The sequence below is a fragment of the Massilia sp. KIM genome (assembly GCF_002007115.1).
Lineage (GTDB): Bacteria > Pseudomonadota > Gammaproteobacteria > Burkholderiales > Burkholderiaceae_D > Telluria.
Genome location: NZ_MVAD01000002.1, coordinates 1,175,874 through 1,194,734, shown reverse-complemented (window position 1 = coordinate 1,194,734; position 18,861 = coordinate 1,175,874). Strand labels below are relative to the sequence as shown.

At 69.3% G+C, this 18,861-nt stretch carries 15 protein-coding genes; 1 reads left to right on the top strand and 14 read right to left on the bottom strand.

Features of this window, described 5'->3' with window-relative positions; all coding sequences use genetic code 11:
• Positions 1-40: 40 nt before the first annotated feature.
• The 9 genes from ahpF to B0920_RS20045 form a co-directional block, all read right to left on the bottom strand.
• Entirely contained in the window at positions 41-1,618 is a 1,578-nt protein-coding gene (gene ahpF, locus B0920_RS20085) for an alkyl hydroperoxide reductase subunit F (RefSeq protein ID WP_078034398.1), read from the bottom strand.
• A gap of 197 nt (positions 1,619-1,815) precedes the next feature.
• Positions 1,816-2,379, bottom strand: coding sequence for an alkyl hydroperoxide reductase subunit C (ahpC, locus tag B0920_RS20080; protein WP_078034397.1), 564 nt, complete (start codon positions 2,377-2,379; stop codon positions 1,816-1,818).
• Between the two features lie 431 nt (positions 2,380-2,810).
• A complete protein-coding gene (locus B0920_RS20075) occupies positions 2,811-4,034 on the bottom strand; it encodes a hybrid sensor histidine kinase/response regulator (protein ID WP_078034396.1) in 1,224 nt (407 codons plus the stop codon).
• Entirely contained in the window at positions 4,031-4,636 is a 606-nt protein-coding gene (locus tag B0920_RS20070; RefSeq protein ID WP_078034395.1) for a chemotaxis protein CheB, read from the bottom strand. Before B0920_RS20070 ends, B0920_RS20075 begins: the two co-directional genes overlap by 4 nt.
• Positions 4,633-5,424 (bottom strand): protein-glutamate O-methyltransferase CheR, encoded by a 792-nt coding sequence (locus B0920_RS20065; RefSeq protein WP_078034500.1) that lies wholly within the window; start codon positions 5,422-5,424, stop codon positions 4,633-4,635. The genes B0920_RS20070 and B0920_RS20065 overlap by 4 nt, the downstream gene beginning before the upstream one ends.
• Before the next feature lie 35 nt (positions 5,425-5,459).
• Positions 5,460-8,954 carry a response regulator gene (locus B0920_RS20060; protein ID WP_078034394.1) on the bottom strand — a complete coding sequence of 1,165 codons (3,495 nt, stop codon included), beginning with the start codon at positions 8,952-8,954 and terminating at the stop codon, positions 5,460-5,462.
• 141 nt (positions 8,955-9,095) lie between these two features.
• Complete coding sequence (locus B0920_RS20055) at positions 9,096-10,298, bottom strand: MFS transporter (RefSeq protein WP_078034393.1); 1,203 nt, start codon at positions 10,296-10,298, stop codon at positions 9,096-9,098.
• Positions 10,299-10,309: 11 nt separating this feature from the next.
• Positions 10,310-10,909 (bottom strand): NADPH-dependent F420 reductase, encoded by a 600-nt coding sequence (locus B0920_RS20050; protein WP_078034392.1) that lies wholly within the window; start codon positions 10,907-10,909, stop codon positions 10,310-10,312.
• A 28-nt stretch (positions 10,910-10,937) separates the two neighbouring features.
• Positions 10,938-11,687, bottom strand: a complete 750-nt coding sequence (locus B0920_RS20045) for a 3-oxoacyl-ACP reductase family protein (protein ID WP_078034391.1) — start codon at positions 11,685-11,687, stop codon at positions 10,938-10,940.
• A 112-nt stretch (positions 11,688-11,799) separates the two neighbouring features.
• Between B0920_RS20045 and B0920_RS20040 the strand changes: the two genes are divergently transcribed.
• Complete coding sequence (locus B0920_RS20040) at positions 11,800-12,723, top strand: LysR family transcriptional regulator (RefSeq protein WP_078034390.1); 924 nt, start codon at positions 11,800-11,802, stop codon at positions 12,721-12,723.
• Positions 12,724-12,774: 51 nt separating this feature from the next.
• On the opposite strand, the gene B0920_RS20035 is transcribed toward B0920_RS20040, so the two are convergent.
• The 5 genes from B0920_RS20035 to B0920_RS20015 form a co-directional block, all read right to left on the bottom strand.
• On the bottom strand, positions 12,775-15,345 hold the full coding sequence (locus B0920_RS20035) for an excinuclease ABC subunit UvrA (RefSeq protein ID WP_078034389.1): 2,571 nt from the start codon (positions 15,343-15,345) through the stop codon (positions 12,775-12,777).
• Between the two features lie 100 nt (positions 15,346-15,445).
• A complete protein-coding gene (locus B0920_RS20030) occupies positions 15,446-16,690 on the bottom strand; it encodes a glycosyltransferase (protein ID WP_078034388.1) in 1,245 nt (414 codons plus the stop codon).
• Positions 16,690-17,226, bottom strand: a complete 537-nt coding sequence (locus B0920_RS20025) for a pyridoxamine 5'-phosphate oxidase family protein (protein WP_078034387.1) — start codon at positions 17,224-17,226, stop codon at positions 16,690-16,692. The genes B0920_RS20030 and B0920_RS20025 overlap by 1 nt, the downstream gene beginning before the upstream one ends.
• Positions 17,227-17,321: 95 nt before the next feature.
• Positions 17,322-17,744 carry a MarR family winged helix-turn-helix transcriptional regulator gene (locus B0920_RS20020; protein ID WP_078034386.1) on the bottom strand — a complete coding sequence of 141 codons (423 nt, stop codon included), beginning with the start codon at positions 17,742-17,744 and terminating at the stop codon, positions 17,322-17,324.
• A complete protein-coding gene (locus B0920_RS20015; protein ID WP_078034385.1) occupies positions 17,737-18,615 on the bottom strand; it encodes an alpha/beta fold hydrolase in 879 nt (292 codons plus the stop codon). Before B0920_RS20015 ends, B0920_RS20020 begins: the two co-directional genes overlap by 8 nt.
• Positions 18,616-18,861: the final 246 nt, after the last annotated feature.

Here is an 18,861-nt window from a genome sequence, read left to right as displayed (position 1 = left end):
TTCTTGCTTGGGTGGGCCGCCGGCCCGCCCTGTTCCTGCCTCAGGCTGCCTCGACCGACACCGGCTTGCGGATGATGTAGTCGAAGGCCGACAGCGCGCTCTTTGCCCCCTCGCCCGCCGCGATCACGATCTGCTTGAACGGCGTGGTGGTCGCGTCACCCGCGGCGAACACACCCGGGATGTTGGTGCGGCCGTGGTCGTCCACGATGATCTCGCCGAAGCGCGACAGTTCCAGCGTGCCTTTCAGCCATTCGGTGTTGGGCACCAGGCCGATCTGCACGAACACGCCTTCCAGTTCCACCAGGTGCTCCTGGCCGCCGATGCGGTCCTTGAAGCGGATGCCGTTGACCTTCTTGCCGTCGCCGGTGATCTCGGTGGTCTGGGCGTTGGTGTGGATGGTCACGTTCTTCAGGCTTTCCAGCTTGGCGACCAGCACCGCGTCCGCCTTGAGCTGGTGGGCGAACTCCAGCAGGGTCACGTGCTCGACGATGCCGGCCAGGTCGATCGCCGCTTCCACGCCCGAGTTGCCGCCGCCGATCACCGCCACGCGCTTGCCCTTGTACAGCGGGCCGTCGCAGTGCGGGCAGTAGTTCACGCCGGCGTTCTTGTATTCCTGCTCGCCCGGCACGTTGACGTTCCTCCAGCGCGCGCCGGTCGACAGGATGATGGTGCTCGACTTGAGCACGCCGCCGTTGGCGAAACGCACCTCGACCAGGCCGTCCGGGGTCGCCGGCGGGATCAGCTGGGCGGCCTGCTGCTGGGTCAGGACTTCCACCCCATAGTGGCGCACCTGGGCTTCCAGCGCGGCGGCGAACTTCGGACCGTCGGTTTCCAGCACCGAGATGTAGTTCTCGATCGACATGGTGTCGTTCACCTGGCCGCCCATGCGCTCGGTGGCGATGCCGGTGCGGATGCCCTTGCGGGCCGCGTACACGGCTGCTGCCGAACCGGCGGGGCCGCCGCCGATGATCAGGACGTCGTACGGATCCTTGGCGTTCAGCTTGGCGGCGTCGCGCTCGCCGGCGCCGGTGTCGAGCTTGGCGACGATTTCCTCGACCGACATGCGGCCCGAGCCGAACACTTCGCCGTTCAGGAAGACCATCGGCACCGCCATCACCTGGCGCTCCTCGACTTCCTTCTGGAAGGCGCCGCCTTCGATGACCACGGTCTTGACCTTCGGGTTCAGGATCGCCATCAGCGACAGGGCCTGCACCACGTCCGGGCAGTTATGGCAGGTCAGCGACATGTAGACTTCGAACTTGTAATCGCCGTCGAGCGCCTTGATGGCGTCGATGGTGTCCTGCTCCACCTTGGGCGGATGGCCGCCGGTCCAGAGCAGCGCCAGCACCAGCGAGGTGAACTCGTGACCCAGGGGCAGGCCGGCGAAACGCAGCGAGGTGTCGCTGCCGGCGCGCGCCAGGGAGAACGAAGGGCGGCGTGCGTCCTGGCCATCCAGGCGCAGCGTGATCTTGTCGCTGCGCAGGCTCTGGATGGTGTCGAGCAGGTCGCGCATCTGCTTGGCGGTGTCGCTGTCGTCCAGCGAGGCGACCAGTTCGAAGGGTTGCTGCACGCGCTGGAGGTAGGCGCCGAGCTGGGTTTTCAGTTCAGGTGTAAGCATGTCGTATCCTTTAAAGTCGGTTTCTGCGGGACCTGAATCCGGTCCAATCGGTTCATGGAGCAAAGTCGTAGATTTGGTGAGATCGCGGCCAGATCGACTACCTTGATCGCCTGGGCATGCCAAGCCGAACCCCGCGAGGTGGGGGTGAAACGAACCGGGCCGCCGCAGCGGCCCGGTGCGACTACAGTGCTACTGGCTTAGATCTTGCCGACCAGGTCCAGCGACGGGGTCAGGGTTTCGGCGCCTTCGGTCCACTTGGCCGGGCACACTTCGCCCGGGTGCGAAGCGACGTACTGGGCAGCCTTGACTTTGCGCATCAGTTCCGATGCGTCGCGGCCGATGCCGTTGTCGTGCACTTCCATGATCTTGATCTGGCCTTCCGGATTGATCACGAAGGTGCCGCGCAGGGCCAGGCCTTCTTCTTCGATCATGACTTCGAAGTTACGCGACAGGACGCCGGTCGGGTCGCCGATCAGCGGGTAGTTGACCTTCTTGATCGCGTCCGAGGTGTCGTGCCATGCCTTGTGGGCGAAGTGGGTGTCGGTCGACACGCCGTACACTTTCACGCCCATCTTCTCGAATTCCGGCTGGAATGCGGCCAGATCTTCCAGTTCGGTCGGGCAAACGAAGGTGAAGTCAGCCGGGTAGAACATCAGGACCGACCAGGTGCCCTTGAAGTTTTCTTCGGTCAGGTCGATGAACTTGCCAGCGTGGTATGCGGTCGCCTTGAACGGTTTGATCTGGGTGTTGATGAGGGACATGGAATCTCCTGTTTGGGGTTAAGTGAAGCAATGACGAACAGTTTACTGACCTGCACGTCGTTTGTGAAATTGATTGAAACGATATTCTTGATTGATTTTACCTATCAGTCAAGTGCTACTCAGCCTTGCTTTGCAAGAAAGGCCAGATTGAAAGCCCGGACAGTGTGGACTAAATGCCTAGCAGGTGCAACCGGGAGCCCGATTGGGATGGCGGCGTGTATGCGTGTCTACGTGTTACCCGTCAGCCCCCAGCGTGTATATGTGTTGCTCGTTAGCCCCCAGCGTGTATATGTGTTACTCGTTAGCTCCCAAACCGTCGTTCCCGCGAAGGCGGGAACCCAAGTTCTACGCCCGCCCTGAACCCGCTGCCTGTGGCCAAGCATACAAACTTGGGTTCCCGCCTGCGCGGGAACGACGTATTCGGCGCTAACTTAGACGCCGGCCGTGCTCTCCGGCTGGAACACCTGCGCCGTGCACGGCAGGTGCAGGCTGAAGGTCGAGCCCTCCCCCGGCGTGCTGGTCACCCGCAGCTCGCCCCCATGCGACACGGCCAGCTGGCGCGAAATGTAGAGCCCCAAGCCCAGCCCCTTCGGCTCGCCGTTGCGCGAACCGCGCTCATAGGGCTCGAAGATGCGCTCGATGTCCCCGGGGGCGATGCCCTTGCCCTGGTCACGCACGTCGACCCGCACCGCGTCCTGGCCTTCCAGGTGCACGCTGACCTCGACCGGCAGCCCGCCGCCGTAGCGCAGCGCGTTGGTCAGCAGGTTGACGATCACCTGCTCGATCCGGAACTCGTCCCAGCAGCCGATCACCGGCGGGTGCGCCGCCAGCGACAGGCTGGCGCCGGTCGATGCCGCCTGCAGCGCCAGGTCGCTCACCACCCGTTCGAGCAGGCTCATGAGCTCCACGTTGCAGGGGCGGATCGACAGCTTCCCGCTGCGCATGCGCGAGACGTCGAGCATGTCGTCGATCAGGCGGATCATGGCCTTGATCTGGCGCTCGTCGCGCTGGACCATGGCGCCCATCTGCTCGGGGCTGAAGGCCGCCGCGTTGCCGCGCCTGAGCTGCAGGCTGCGCATCTGGGTCTCCAGGAACAGGGTGTTGAGCGGCGTGCGCAGCTCGTGGGCCACCAGCGACATGAACTCGTCGCGCATGCGCAGGGAACGCTGGAGCTCTTCCTGGGTCTGGTTCAGCTCGCGCAGCAGCACTTCCTGCTCCTGGCGGCTGCGCTCCAGCGCCGCCATCTGGCGGCGGGTCTCGCGGCGCTGCTGGTCGAGGGCGACGAAGACCTTGACCTTGCCGCGCACCGCGTCCGGATCGAGCGGCTTGTAGAGGAAGTCCACCGCCCCGCTCTCATAGCCCTTGAAGGCGTAATCGAGCTCGCGCCCGGCGGCCGAGACGAACACGATCGGGATGTGGCGGGTGCGCTCGGTCCCGCGCATCAAGGTCGCGAGCTCGAAGCCGTCCATGCCCGGCATCTGGACGTCGAGGATGGCGAGGGCGAATTCGTGGGCCAGCAGCAGGTCCAGCGCCTGCTCGCCGGAACCGGCCTGGTAGACCACGCAGTCTTCGGTGCGCAGCAGGGCTTCGAGCGCCTGCAGGTTTTCCGGCAGGTCGTCGACGATCAGGACTTTGCTTGGGTCTTGGACGCTCATGGTTTCTCCAACAGAGGCAGCAGCGTGCGGATGCCCGCCAGGGGCAGCACGAGGTGCGGGGCGCAGCGCCGGATCGCTTGTTCCGGCATGGTGCTGGCCTGGGCTTCGTTCGGGTCCTGCACGACGGTCAGGCCACCGCAGGCGCGGATGCGGGCCAGGCCGTCGGCGCCGTCGTGGTTGGCGCCGGTCAGCAGGATGCCTGCCAGGGCCGGGCCGTAGACGTCGGCGGCGGACTCCATCAAGACGTCGATCGCCGGCCGCGCGAAGTGCACGGGCGGCTCGCAGCTGAGCGAAAAACTGCGGTCGTTCTCGATCGACAGGTGGTAGCCGGGGCCGGCGAAATACACCGTTCCCGGGGCAATCGTTTCCTTGTCGCGCGCTTCGCGCACCGGCAGCGCGGCGCGCAGGGCGAACAGCTCGGCCAGCCGGCTCTCACGGTCGGCCGGCAGGTGCAGGATGCAGACCACGCCCGGCCCGAAGCTGGCCGGCAGCGCCGGCAGCAGGGCGATCAGGGCGTCCACGCCCCCGGCCGAGCCGCCGATGATTACCAGCTCGAAGCGGCGTCCGTCGAGCGCGGCCGCGATCTGCGCGTCGCTCGTCATGGCGACACCTTGCGGTACAGGCGCTCGCGCCGCGCCAGCACTTCGAAGCGGTTGGCGTAGCTGGAGAAGTCGATCGACTCCTTGCTGCCCAGGCCGAGGAAGCCGCGGTGGCACAGCGACTCGTGGAACAGGCCCAGCACGCGGTCCTGCAGGCGCCGGTTGAAATAGATCAGCACGTTGCGGCAGCTGACGAAATGGGTCTCGGAGAACACGCTGTCGGTCGCCAGGCTGTGGTCGGCGAAGGTCACGTTCTCGACCAGCGAGCGGTCGAACAGCGCGCCGTCGTAGGCCGCGATGTAATAGTCCGAAAAGGCGCGCGTGCCGCCCGACTTCTGGTAGTTCTCGGTGTACAGGCGCATGCGCTCGAGCGGGAACACGCCGCGCCGCGCCGCTTCCAGCGAGGCCGGGTTGATGTCGGTGGCGTAGACGATGCTGCGCTCGAGCAGGCCCTCTTCCTTGAGCAGGATGGCGAGCGAATACACCTCCTCGCCGGTGGAGCAGCCGGCCACCCAGATCTTCAGCGAGGGATAGGTGCTGAGGAAAGGCGCGACCTGCTGGCGCAGCGCCAGGAAGTATTCCGGGTCGCGGAACATCTCGGTGACGGGGATCGTCAGGTATTGCAGCAGCTGGGCGAAGCCGTCCGGCGTGTGCAGCACCCTGGCCTGCAAGGCCGACACGGTCTCGCAGCCCATCTCGCGCATGGCTACCAGCACCCGCCGCTTCTGCGAGGCGCCGGTGTAGTCGCGGAAGTCGTAGTTGTACTTCAGGTAGACCGCCTCGACCAGCATGCGCAGTTCGATGTCGAAATCGCTTGGTGGCTTCGTCAAATCCGCTCCAATGCCGGCATCCACACCCGCAGCAGGGAGTACAGCCGGCTCAGGTCAATCGGCTTGGCCAGGTAGTCGTTGGCGCCGGCCGCCAGGCACTGCTCCTGGTCGTCCTTCATGGCCTTGGCCGTGATGGCGATGATGGGCAGGCGCTCGAAGCGGCCGTCGGCGCGAATGCGGCGGGTCGCTTCCAGGCCGTCCATGCCCGGCATCATCACGTCCATCAGCACCAGGTCGATGCCGGGCGCCGAATCCAGCTTCTCGAGCGCCTCGAAGCCGTTGCGGCCCACCTCGACCTTCGCGCCGCGCTGCTCCAGCGCGCTGGTCAGGGCGAACACGTTGCGCACGTCGTCGTCCACCAGCAGGATGGTGCGCCCCTCGAACACGCGGTCGCGCCCGCGCACCGCCTTGAGCATGGTCTGGCGCTCGGACGAGAGCTCGGACTCGACCTTGTGCAGGAACAGGGTCACCTCGTCCAGCAGGCGCTCGGGCGAGCGCGCGCCCTTGATGATGATCGAGCGCGAGTAGCGCAGCAGCTCGGCTTCCTCGTCGCGGGTCAGGTTGCGGCCGGTGTACACGATCACCGGCGGGAAGGAACACAGCTCCTCGCCCGACATGCGCTCGAGCAGCTCTCGGCCCTGCATGTCGGGCAGCTTGAGGTCGATGATCATGCAGTCGAAGGTCTGGCTGCGCAGCAGGTCCAGGGCTTCGCCGCCGGTGCCGACGGCCGCGATCTCGACGTCGTCGTCGGCGATCAGCCGCACCACGCTCTCGCGCTGGCGCTCGTCGTCCTCGACCAGCAGCACGCGCTTGATCTTCTGCGCCGATTTCTCCTGCAGGCGGCGGAACACCGCCTCCAGTTCCTCGCGCGAGGTCGGCTTGAGGGCGTAGCCGATCGCGCCCAGGTGCAGGGCTTCGCCGCCGTTCTCCATGCTCGACACCACGTGCACCGGGATGTGGCGGGTCGAGGGATTGTCCTTGAGCTGCTGGAGCAGGGTCAGGCCCGAACGGTCGGGCAGGCGCACGTCGAGCAGCACGGCGTCGGGCTTCTCCGACACCGCCAGCGCCAGGCCTTCCTCGGCCGTCAGCGCCACCAGGCAGCGGTAGTCCATCTCGCGCGCCAGGTCGTAGAGGATGCGCGCGAAGGGCGGCTCGTCCTCGACCACCAGCACGGTGCGCCTGCCCTCGGCCGCTTCCTGGCGGTCGTCCGGGAAGGACTCGGCCGGCTCGGTCTTGTCGCCCGGCTTGGCGGTTGCTGCGGGCGGCGCGGACGGCGCGGCCGGCGCCGTCGCCAGCGCGGGCGCGACCGGCGCGGCCATGGCGGCTTCGGACGCCGCCCGCGCCAGCGCCGGCATGCCGCCGCGCGGCAGGCTGAGGGTGAACACGCTGCCCTCGCCCGGCGTGCTGGTGACGGTGATGCCGCCGCCCAGCAGGCGGGTCAGGTCGCGCGAGATCGACAGGCCCAGGCCGGTGCCGCCGAAGCGGCGGCTGGTGGTGCCGTCGGCCTGGTGGAAGGCGTCGAAGATCTTTTCCTGCTGGTCGGGAGCGATGCCGATGCCGCTGTCCTGCACGCGGAAGGCCAGGGTATTGTCCGGCCCCAGGGCAACCGACAGGCTGACCGCGCCCCGGTCGGTGAACTTGACGGCGTTCGACAGCAGGTTCTTGAGGATCTGCTCGATGCGCTGGCGGTCGGTGTAGAGGGTGGCCGGCACGTCGGGCGCGATCGCCACCTTGAAGTCGAGCGACTTCTGGCGCGCCAGCGGCTCGAAGGTGCGCGCCAGGCCCTCGACCACGCGCCGCACCGGCACGTCTTCCGGCACCAGTTCCAGCTTGCCCGCCTCGACCTTCGAGATGTCGAGGATGTCGTTGATCAGCTGGAGCAGGTCGTTGCCGGCCGAGTAGATGGTCTGGGCAAAGCGCACCTGCTCCTCGCTCAGGTTGCCGGCGGCGTTATCGGCCAGCAGCTTGGCCAGGATCAGCGAGCTGTTGAGCGGCGTGCGCAGCTCGTGCGACATATTGGCCAGGAACTCGGACTTGTAGCGGCTGGCGCGCTCCAGCTCCAGCGCGCGCTGCTGCAGTTGCTCCTGGGCGGCGGTGAGCGCGGCGTTCTTCATGTCCAGCGCCAGCGCCTGCTCGGCCAGCTGGTCGTTGGTGGTGCGCAGCTCGGCCTGCTGGTTTTCCAGCGCGATCTGGGACTGCTCGAGCGCGCGCGACTGCTCCTCGAGTTCCTCGTTGGCGGTGCGCAGCTCTTCCTGCTGCACCTGGAGTTCCTCGTTGAGGGTCTGGCTTTCTTCCAGCGCGTGCTGCAGGCGCTGGCGGTAGAGCACCGCCGCCATCGAGGAGCCGACCGCGGGCGCGATCAGCTCCATGAATTCGCGGTCGCGCTCGGAGACGGGATGCAGGAAGCCGATCTCGATCACGCCCTTGACCTTGCCGTAGTTGTAGACCGGGGCGATGATCAGCTCGCGCGGCGGGGCTTCGCCCAGCGCGCTTGCCACCTTGATGTAGTCGGGCGGCAGCTCGCGCAGGACGGTGAGGCGGTTCTCGTTGGCGGCCTTGCTGGCCAGCGAGCCGGTCGGCTGGATCAGCTTCGCATGGTCCTCGCCGTCGTAGGCGAAACCGTAGGCGCCGATGCGGCGCAGCACGCCCTCCTCGCTGCGCACGTACATCGCCGCCACCGCGCCGTCCAGGTAGCGGGTGACGTAGTTGAGGACCGCGTCGGCCAGGGGCTCGAGGTTGTGGATGCCGGCGCTGGCGGCAGCCAGCTCGTTCTGGCCGGTGCGCAGCCAGGCCTGGTGGCGCAGCACCTCGTTGTGCTCGGCCTCATGGTCCAGCACTTCGCGGTAGGCGGTCGACAACGCCATCAGTTGGCGGCGGCCGAACATGGCCAGGCCCCCGCCCACCACCAGGCTGAAGGTCAGGAAGGAAAGCACCGACCAGAACACCACCCGCCGCGCCGATTCGTTCCGCTCCTGCAGCAGGCGCGACTCGGTGGCCAGGATGAAGTCGAAATTGCCGCGCATGTCGTCGGTGAGCACCTTGCCGCGCCCGCTGCGCACGGCGTCGACCACGTCGGCCCCCACCCTGCGCCGCGCGATCATCTCGCCGGCGAAGTTCTCCCACTGCTTCTGGGCCGACTGGATGCGGCGCACGCGGTCGAGCTGCACCGGATTGTCCTCGACCAGTTTGCCGAGGGAGGCCAGGCCGGACTGCATGCGCTGGGCCGCCAGCATATAGGGCGAGAGGAAGGCCTCGTCGCCGGCGATCAGGTAACCGCGCATGCCGGCCTCCATCTCGGCCGACAGCCGGTGCACCTGGTTGGCGTTGCCGATCACCCGTTCGGAGTGCTCCACCCAGTTCAGGATATTGATCAGGTAGGCGATGATCGCCACGAAGACGATCGCGCTCATCACGCTCATACCCAGGGGCAGTGCGACGTTGCGGGTCAGGATGCGGCGGAATTCGAGGTTGTCGATGGAAGGTGCGGCCATGCGCTTGGGCTTTTTTGTTAGAAAAAAAATATCCCAAATGTAACACGAACAACACAAAAGACCGCGCACGGCTGGCGTGCGCCTCTCATCCATACGGGGCGGCCGGCGCCGCCGCCCCGGTGCGGGAAACCGCCCGCCGGCCTAGGCGCGGCGGACCCTGCTGCGCCCCGCCGCGGCCATCAGCGCCGCGGTGGCCAGCGCCCCCGCCGCGCCCAGCCACATGGCGCTGTCCAGGCCGACCCGGTCGACCAGGGCGCCGCCGATGAGGGCGCCTGCCCCGATCGCCGCCTGGGCGCTCGAAACGAACACCGCCGACACGCTTTCCAGCCGGTCCGGCGCGGCGCTGAACAGCCAGCTCTGGACCGCGATCGGCAGCATGCCGAAGGCCAGGCCCCAGGCCAGCACCAGCGCCACCAGCACGGCGTGCCCGAAGCCGCCCGCAGCCATCAGGCCGACCGCCACGCCCATCAGGGCCGCGGTGCCGCCCAGGGTGGCGCGGGTGCTGCGCGCGGCGCACCAGCCGGCCAGCAGGTTGCCCACGAAGCCGGCCACGCCGTAGCCGAACAGGATGGGGCTGATGCTGGATCCGTCCACGCCGCGCTCGAGCAGCCAGGGCGCGATATAGGTGTAGGATCCGAACTGGGCCACGAAGATCAGCACGATCGCCGCCAGCCCGAGCTGCACCTTGGGCACGCGCAACACGCCGGCCACGTCGCCCAGGCGCTGGACGGACGCGGGGCGGATCGGCGGCAACGCGCGCACCAGCATGGCCAGCACCAGCACCGACACCAGGGTGGCCGCCCCGAAGGCAAGGCGCCAGCCGGCCATGCCGCCGAGCCAGGTGCCGACCGGGACCCCGGCCACGGTGCCGAGCGAGACGCCGGAAAAGATCAGCGAGGTGGCGCGCGCCCCTTGCGCCCCGGGCCGCAGGCGCGGGCCGAGCGAGCCGCCCACGGTCCAGAAGCCGCCCACGGCCACGCCCATCATCACGCGCCCGAGGATCACGACCGGGAAACTGTCGGCCAGGGCCACGGTCAGGTTGGACAGGGCCAGCAGGGCGAGCAGCGCCCACATCACGTGCCGGCGGTCGAAGCCGCCGGCGAAGGCCACCGTCAGCGGCGCCGCTAAGGCGGCCACGATGCCGGGCATGGTCACCATCAGCCCGGCCTGGCCCGGCGTCACGCCCAGGTCGCGCGCGATCTGGGGCAGCAGGCCGACCGGCAGGAACTCGCTGCTGACCAGGGCGAAGGCGCCGACGCCGATGGCGGCCACCGCCGTCCAGGGCGCGGCCTGCTGGGCCGGCGCGCTGACGGCGGCCGGCTTGTCGAGGAGTGCGGAATCCACGCTGGGCCCCTTTACACGAACTTGACCAGGTTGAGCGCGGTCAGCGGCCCGCCCGGGAACTGGGTCATGCGTCCGCCTTCGACCAGCCCGCCGAGGTCGATGGCGCCGAAGCCGATGCGCTCGACCAGCTGCGCGACCCGAGCCTTGGACGCGGCGTCGTCGCCGGCCAGGAACAGCAGGCGCTGGCCGCCTTCGGCGCGCGGATTGCCGGCCAGGAGGGCCGGGCGCAGGTGGTTGAAGCCCTTGACCAGGCGCGCCCCCGGCGCCATGCGCGCCACCACTTCGCTCGAGCTCAAGCCACCCAGGTCGAAGGGACGGAAGGCCGGCGCCTCGATCGGGTTGTTGGCGTCGACCAGGATGCGGCCCTCCCAGGGACCGAGGCCGTCGAGGGCGGCAGGGATCTTCGACCAGTTCACGGCCAGGAAGACCAGCTCGGCCTGGGCCGCCTCGCGCACCGTGCCGGCGCGCAGGTTGGGGCCGAGTTCCTCGACCAGGGCCGCGAGCGAGGCCGGGCCGCGGCTGTTGGCGATGGTCGCTTCGATGCCCGAGCGCGCCAGGGCGCGGGCGATGGCGGCGCCGATCGCGCCTGCTCCGATGATGCCGATGCTCATGATCTGCTCCTTGCGCGGTAGGGGGGACTCAGGCGGTGAAGCCGCCGTCGACCAGCAGCTCCGCGCCGGTGACGAAGGCCGCTTCCGGCGAGGCCAGGTAGGCCACGGCCGAGGCGATGTCGCTGCCGTGGCCGTAGCGGCCGACCGCGATGCCGGGCTTGACGAAGTCGGCGACGGCGCCGTCGGCCGGGTTCATGTCGCTGTCGGTCGGGCCGGGGTGGACGGTGTTGACGGTGATGCCTTTCGGGCCAAGGTCGCGCACTAGGCCGCGGGTGAAGCCGGCCACCGCGCCCTTGGTCAGGGTGTAGGCCGAGGCGGTCGGAAAGGCCGCGTACTGGACCATTGAGCTGCCGATGTGGATGACGCGGCCGCCCTGCCCCATGTGGCGCAGCGCCTCCTGGGTGGCCACGAACACGCCGGTGACGTTCACCGCCAGGATGCGCTCGAAGTCGGCGAAGGCGATGTCGGTCGGCGCGCCCAGCACGCTGATGCCGGCGTTGTTGACCAGGATGTCGATCCGGCCGAAGCGCTCGGCCACCTGGGTGACGGCGCGGCGCACCGCCTCCGGGTTGCCGGCATCGGCCTGCAGGGCGACGGCCTTGCCGCCTTCGGCCTCGATGGCGTCCACGACCTGTTGGGCCTTGTCGGGCGAAGCGTGGTAGGTGATGGCGACGGTGGCGCCCTCGCGCGCCAGGCGCTTGGCGATGGCGGCGCCGATCGAGCGGCTGCCGCCGGTGACGATGGCGATCTTGTCCTGCAGGGTGGTGGTGGTGTTCATGGTGCTTCCTTTCGTGGTGGGTGGTGGATGGAAGCAGTGTGCGCCGGCGCCGCTCCAAGCGGAACTCGCAAGCGGCTATAATCAGTTTCAAGCAAACGTTGAAAGTCCAGGCATGGAAACCCTGTCGAATCTCGAATCCTTCGTGCGTAGCGCCGAGTCCGCAAGTTTCTCCGCGGCGGCCCGGCGCCTGGCCCTGACGCCCGCCGCGGTGAGCCGCAACGTGGCCCAGCTCGAGCGCAACCTGGGCGTGCGCCTATTCCAGCGCAGCACCCGCGGCCTGACGCTGACCGAGGCCGGCGAGCGCTTCCTGGCTACGGTGGGCGCGGGGCTGGACACGATCCAGGGCGCGATCGCCGACCTCAGCTCCAAGGCAGGCCAGCCGGCGGGCGTGCTGAAGCTGAACGCCGCCCACCTCTTCGGCTGCCAGTACCTGCTGCCCCTGATGCCGGCCTTCCTGGAACGCTATCCGGCGGTGCAGCCGGACTGGCACTTCGACAACCGCCAGGTCGACCTGATCCGCGAAGGCTTCGACGCGGCCGTGGGCGGCGGCTTCGAACTGCGTCCAGGCCTGGTGGCGCGCGAGCTGGCGCGGGTGCACATCGTGGCGGTCGCCACGCCCGAGTTCATGCGCGGCCGCCGCGCCCCGGCCTCGCCCGGCGAGCTGCGCGACATCGAGTGCGTGGTGCAGCGCTCGGTGTTCAGCGGCCGGATCGTCCAGCGCACCCTGCGCCACACCTCCGGCAAGACCGAGCTGTGCGAACAGCAGGCGCGCATGACGGTCAACGATCCCGATGCCATGCTCAACAGCGTCCTGATGCACATGGGGATCGGCCTGATCGCGATGCCGCATGCGGTGAGCCACCTGGAAAGCGGCGCCCTGGTGCGGGTGCTGCCCGGCTGGCACGAGGATGCGGGCGCGATCTCGCTCTACTTCACCAGCCAGAAGCTGCTGCCGGCGAAGACGCGCGCTTTTGTGGATTTCGTCACCGAGCAGTTCCGCGCACGGAAACTGGCGCAGCGTTTCCTGGCGACCTAGCGCGAATGCGCGTGCGTCAGGCGCACCGGCCCGGCGCAATGCAGGCCGATGCTACCTGCTGGCGGCCCCGGTCGAGTTCCGCCCGGCCAGCGCGGCCGCCAGATAGGGCGCGGTCCGGCTTTCCCTGTTCTTCGCCACTTCCTGCGGCGGGCCGCAGGCCACCAGCCGGCCGCCCTGCTCGCCCGCGCCCGGCCCGATGTCGATCACCCAGTCGCTGCCGGCCACCACGCGCATGGTGTGCTCGACCACGATCACCGTGTTGCCGGCGTCGACCAGGCGGTTGAGCTGCACCATCAGGCGGTCGGCGTCGAAGGGATGCAGGCCGGTGGTGGGTTCGTCCAGCACGTACAGGGCCTTGCCGCGGGTGGCGCGCTGCAGCTCGGCGGCCAGCTTGATGCGCTGGGCCTCGCCGCCCGACAGTTCGGTGGCCGGCTGGCCCAGGCGCAGGTAGTCGAGGCCGACCTCGGCCAGCACTTCGAGCGAGCGCTCGACCAGGGGTTCGTCGCGGAAGAAATCGATCGCCTCGCCAACCGTCATGCCCAGCACCTCGGCGATGTTGCGGCCCCGGTAGCTGACTTCGAGGGTCTTGGCGTTGTAGCGCGCGCCGCCGCAGGTGGGGCAAGGCGCGTACACGCTGGGCAGGAACAGCAGCTCGACCATGACGAAGCCTTCGCCGGCGCAGTGCTCGCAGCGGCCCTTGGCGACGTTGAAGGAAAAGCGCCCGGCGTCGTAGCGCCGCCTGCGCGCGTCCGGGGTGGCGGCGAACAGCTTGCGCACCTGGTCGAACAGGCCGGTGTAGGTGGCGAGGTTGGAGCGCGGGGTGCGCCCGATCGGCTTCTGGTCGACCCGCACCAGGCGCCGCACGCCGGCCAGTCCGGCCGCGATGCGGCCCTCCAGCGGCAGCGCTTCCTCGCGCTCGAGGTCCGGCTCGCCCGCCGTCTCTTCCTCTTGCTCCGCGCCATGTCCGAGGGCGGCGCTCACCAGCTCGACCAGCACCTGGCTCACCAGGCTGGACTTGCCGGAGCCGGACACGCCGGTGACGCTGGTGAGCACGCCCAGCGGGAAGTCGACGTCCACGCCGTGCAGGTTGTTGCGCCTCACCCCTTCGAGCCTGAGCCAGCCGCTGGGCGTGCGCGGCGCGCGCGCCGGCGGCGGCGCCTCGCCGAACAGGTAGCGCCGCGTTTGCGAGGCCTCGACCCGGCGCAGGCCTTCGGGCTCGCCGCTGTAGAGGATCTGGCCGCCGCGTTCGCCGGCCAGGGGGCCGACGTCGACCAGCCAGTCGGCCTGGCGGATCACGTCCAGCGCGTGCTCGACCACGAACAGCGAATTGCCGGCCGCCTTGAGCTGGGCCAGCGCCTCGAGCAGGGCTTCGGTGTCGGCCGGGTGCAGGCCGGCGGAGGGCTCGTCCAGCACATAGACCACGCCGAACAGGCTGGAGCGCACCTGGGTCGCCAGGCGCAGGCGCTGCAGCTCGCCCGGCGACAGGGTCGGCGTGCTGCGCTCCAGCGCCAGGTAGCCCAGGCCCAGGCCCAGCAGCACTTCCAGGCGCGCGTGCAGGTCGGCGGCGATGCGGCGGCGCACGATCAGCTGCTCGGCGTGCAGCTGGCCGCCATCCTTGTCCCTGCCCTCGGCGTAGGGACGCAGCAGGCTGGCCAGGCGCTCGAGCGGCATGCGCGAGATCTCGGCGATGTCGACGCCGGCAAAGGTGACCGACAGCGATTCCTTGCGCAGGCGCTTGCCCCCGCACAGCGGGCAGGGCGTGCTCACCATGTAGCGCGCCACGCGCTTCTTCATGGAGGCGCTCTCGGTGTTGGCGAAGGTCTGCAGCACGTAGCGGCGCGCGCCGGTGAAGGTGCCCTGGTAGCTGGGCGGGTCCTTGCGCCGCAGGGCCGCCCGGGTCTCCTTGGGCGTCAGGCCGGCGTACACCGGCACCGTCGGGGTCTCTTCGGTGTACAGGATCCAGTCACGGTCCTTCTTCGGCAAGTCGCGCCAGGGCGTGTCGACGTCGTAGCCCATGGTGACCAGGATGTCGCGCAGGTTCTGGCCGTGCCAGGCCGGCGGCCAGGCCGCCACCGCGCGTTCGCGGATGCTCAGGCTGTCGTCCGGCACCATCGACTCCTCGGTGACGTCGAAGATGCGGCCCATGCCCGAGCAGCGCGGGCAGGCGCCCTGCGGGGTATTGGGCGAAAAGGATTCGGCGTACAGCAGCTCCTGGCCGGGCGGGTAGTCGCCAGCGCGCGAGTACAGCATGCGCAGCGAGTTCGACAGGGTGCTGACGCTGCCGACCGAGGAGCGCGCGGTGGGCGTGCCGCGCTGCTGCTGCAGGGCGACCGCCGGCGGCAGGCCTTCGATCTCGTCGACCTCGGGCACGGGCATCTGGTGGAACAGCCGGCGCGCGTAGGGCGAGACCGATTCCAGGTAGCGGCGCTGGGCTTCGGCGTACAGGGTGCCGAAGGCGAGCGAGGACTTGCCGGAACCGGACACCCCGGTGAAGACCACCAGGGCGCCGCGCGGAATGTCGAGGCTGACGTTCTTGAGGTTGTGTTCACGCGCGCCGCGCACGCGCACGCAGCCTTCGAGGGCGGGCTCGAGCGCGGGGGTGGTCTTCTTCTTGTTGGGCATATGCCCTCCGGCATTGTAACGGTGGCATATTACAGCGCGATCGGGGGAATCTGTCGGTGCGATCACCCACAGTGCCGGGTACCCGGTCGACGATGCGGCGTTAAGCGCTCAGCAGGAATTCCAGGCGCAGGCACAGCGCGGTGGCGTCGGGCGGCGCCGCCAGCCGGGCCGCGACTTCGCTCGCGCGGCGAGCCGGCGCTTCCCTGCCGAGCAGCTCGCGCAGGGCCTGCGTCAGTCGCGCCGCATTCAGGCGCCGGGCGTGCAGGCTCATGCCCACGCCGAGGGCCTCCACCCGCGCGGCGTTGTCGAACTGGTCGTGGGCCAGCGGCACCACCAGCTGCGGCGTGCCGGCCCGCAGCGCTTCCGCCGTGGTCCCGATGCCGCCGTGGTGCACCAGCGCCGCCGCTTGCGGCAACAGGCTGCGCAACGGAACATAGTCCTGCCACAGCGTTCCAGCCGGCAAGACCTCGGGCAACTGCTCCCGGTAAGGCGTCAGGAACACCGCGCGCAGGCCGAGCTCCCGGGCGGCGCTGGCGGCGTCCTCGAAGTAGCGCCGCGCCTGGCGGTTGCCGGTGCCCGGGGTAAATACCACGGGCCGCTCGCCGCTGGCCAGGAAGGCCTCCAGCGCCGGGCTGGGGGCGGCGTCCGGCGCCGGGTCGTAGAGCGGAAACCCGCAGCGCAGGAGCGGGCGCGGCCAGTCCGGCTGGGTCGGCGCGAACCATTCCGGGAACAGGGTGATGGAGAGGTCCGGGATATGGCTCAGGTAGCGGATCAGGTTCTTCACCGGCGGCTGGCCGGCGGCCGCGCGCGCCGCGTTGACGTCCGGCAGCGCCACCGGATCGATCAGGGCAGCCGCGAGACCGCGCCACAGCAGGCGCCGGACTGGGTGCGGCACCCAGGGCGGCACGCGCCAGGGGCCGAGCAGCAGCGGGTCGTGCACGGTCGGCAGGTTGGAGGGCGCCAGATAGGCCGCCGCGATCTTCATCAAAGGCTGGGTGTCGCGGCAGAGCTGGGCCTCGGGCAGGGCCAGCGGATGCACCAGCAGGATGCGCGGCTCGTCCGGATCGAGGGCGTCGACGAAAGTCGGGACTTCGATCATCGCCGGCCGGGTCGCCTTCCAGACCACGGCCAGTCCGCGGGTCGGGTGCCAGAGGTCGGGGTGATCCAGCACCGCCGGGTCGGCCGGCAGGCCGTGGAAGTCCAGACCGGCCTGGCGGACCCAGGGTTCGTGCTGGACCGGCGCCAGGAAGTCGACACGGTGGCCGCGCGCGCGCAGCGTCCTCCCCATCCAGAGGAAGGGAAACAGGTCCCCGGCGGAACCGATCGTGACGACGACAACGTGCATCAGAAAGTCAGGCGGCCCTCGATCGAGTCGTCGAGCGTCTTGCCGACGATGGCGCCCACCGCGACCTTGGCGCCCGCCACCGCGTCGCCGTGCTTGTTGTCCCAGTAGTAGCCGCTGCGCGGGACCACCTTGAGCACGGTGATGCGCGGGTCGTCCTCGCCCTCGGTAAACCAGGTGCGCAGCATGAAGTTCCAGAGCTGCCTGATGCGCGCCTTGTCCTGCGAGACCTCGGCCTGGCCGTCGAGCTCCAGGAAACCGGAATGCTTGCCGGTCTGGAAGTAGAGCTTGACGTTGGGGTCGAGCGCGAGTTCCTGGTTCTTGTGGCTGTCTATGCTGCTGAGAAACCACAAGGCGCCGTTGTCGTCCGCCTCGCGCAGGCTCATGGGCCGCACGCCGCGGCTCGGACCGAGGCTGGCGGCGGTGCAAAAGAAGCAGGTGTCGGCGTCCTGCGCCATGTCCTTCAGGCGCGCGATGGCCTCGGCCCCGCTCAGGTCGCGGCGGTTCAGTTCCGGTTGATTGCGATTGATCGAATCCATGCTCCCGCCTCCCGTGGCCTATGTCCTTGCTTCGACTGTAACGGGAAACCGGTGTTCCGTATGTGCCCGGGCGAACGTTCACGCATGGATCGGGGTCAAAGCCGGGTCGCCTGCTCCAGCCAGCGCGCCACCACGGCCAGCTCCTCCCGGGTGAAGCCCTGGGTCAGGCGTGCGTTCAGTTGCGCCAGGGCGGCGGTCGCCTGGCGGCTGGCCTCCCTGCCCGCCTCGCTCAGCCGCAGACGGGTCAGGCGCGCGTCGTGGGCATCGGCCACCCGCTCGACCAGGCCGGCCGCCTGCATGCGCTTGGACAGGTTGGTGACCGCCGCCGGCGCCACGTCCAGGGCCTGGGCGATCTCGCCGATGGCGGCGTCCTCGCGCGCGCTGAGCAGGAACAGCAGGCCGGCCTGGGCGGCGCTGGCGCCTTCCCAGGCTTCTGGGCGGCCCTCGATCCAGCGCTGCATGACGCGCTGGGCGCGGTTGACCAGGGCGACGAAGCGCGGCTGCTTGTGTTCAGGCATGCTGCGCTTCCTGGCGCGCGGCGCAGTGGGCCAGCAGCCAGTCGGCCGCGTCGGGCCACAAGGCGGCGCTGCCGCGGCGGAACCAGCCCATGTGGCCGATGGCGCGCACGCCGGCGGCGCGCGGATCGACGTGGCGGCGCTCCAGCCGGGCGTTGACCAGGCGCGAGACCAGCATCTCGACCGCCACCGGGTTGGCCCAGGGGTCGTCCGCGAAGCTCAGCACCTGGAGCGGCAGGCGGTTGGCGGCCATGCGCCGGGCCGCGTCCATGGCCGGGTCGTCGAAGAAATAATTCGGGCGCTCGCACCAGCCGGCCCATTGCAGCATCACGCCGCTGGGCAGGTCTTCGCCCAGGCCGAGGCGGCTGCCGGGCATGTAGCCGAGCAGGCGGCACAGCAAGGGGCTGAGGACGCTCAGCACGAAGCGCACCCGCTGGCGCTCGCCCCAGCCGCGCACGGTGCGGGTGGCGCCGGCGTGGGAGGCGACCAGGATGGCGGCGCGCAGCCCGGCGCTGCTCGGGGACAGGGCCAGAGCGTGGCCGCCGATGCTGTGGCCGACGGCGAGCAGCGGCAGGCCGGGGAAGCGCTGCGCGGCCCAGGCGGTGACGGCGGGGACGTCGGCGTCGATCCAGTCGGCCATGGTCACGTCCAGGCCGCGCAGGCTGGACGGGCGCGAGCGGCCGGTGCCGCGGTAGTCGTAGGTGATCACCTGCAGGCCGCGGCTGGCCAGGTAGGTGGCGAAGGCGGTGTAGAAGCCCTGGGTGACGGCGGTGGCGGGGTGGACGATCACGACGCCCTGGGGGTCGGGGACGGTCCAGCAGGTGGCGCCGAGTTCAGAGCCGGCGACGGGGATGGTGATGTCGGTGGTTTGCATGGGCGGGCGCGTTGATCGTTAACGTGTTAACTAACTTAGCATGCGCCTGCGGGGTGGGCAAGTTGGGAATTAGAGGGAGTTGTCGGGTGGGAGGGTGCGTCGGGGTTGGTTGGGGAACTTGGATCCCCGCCTGCGCGGGGATGACGTTGTTTGAGGTGCGCACCGGATCAAGCTACCCGATCTAACCCACACCCACTTCACGTCCGCACCCACTGCACGTCATCCCCGCGCAGGCGGGGATCCAAG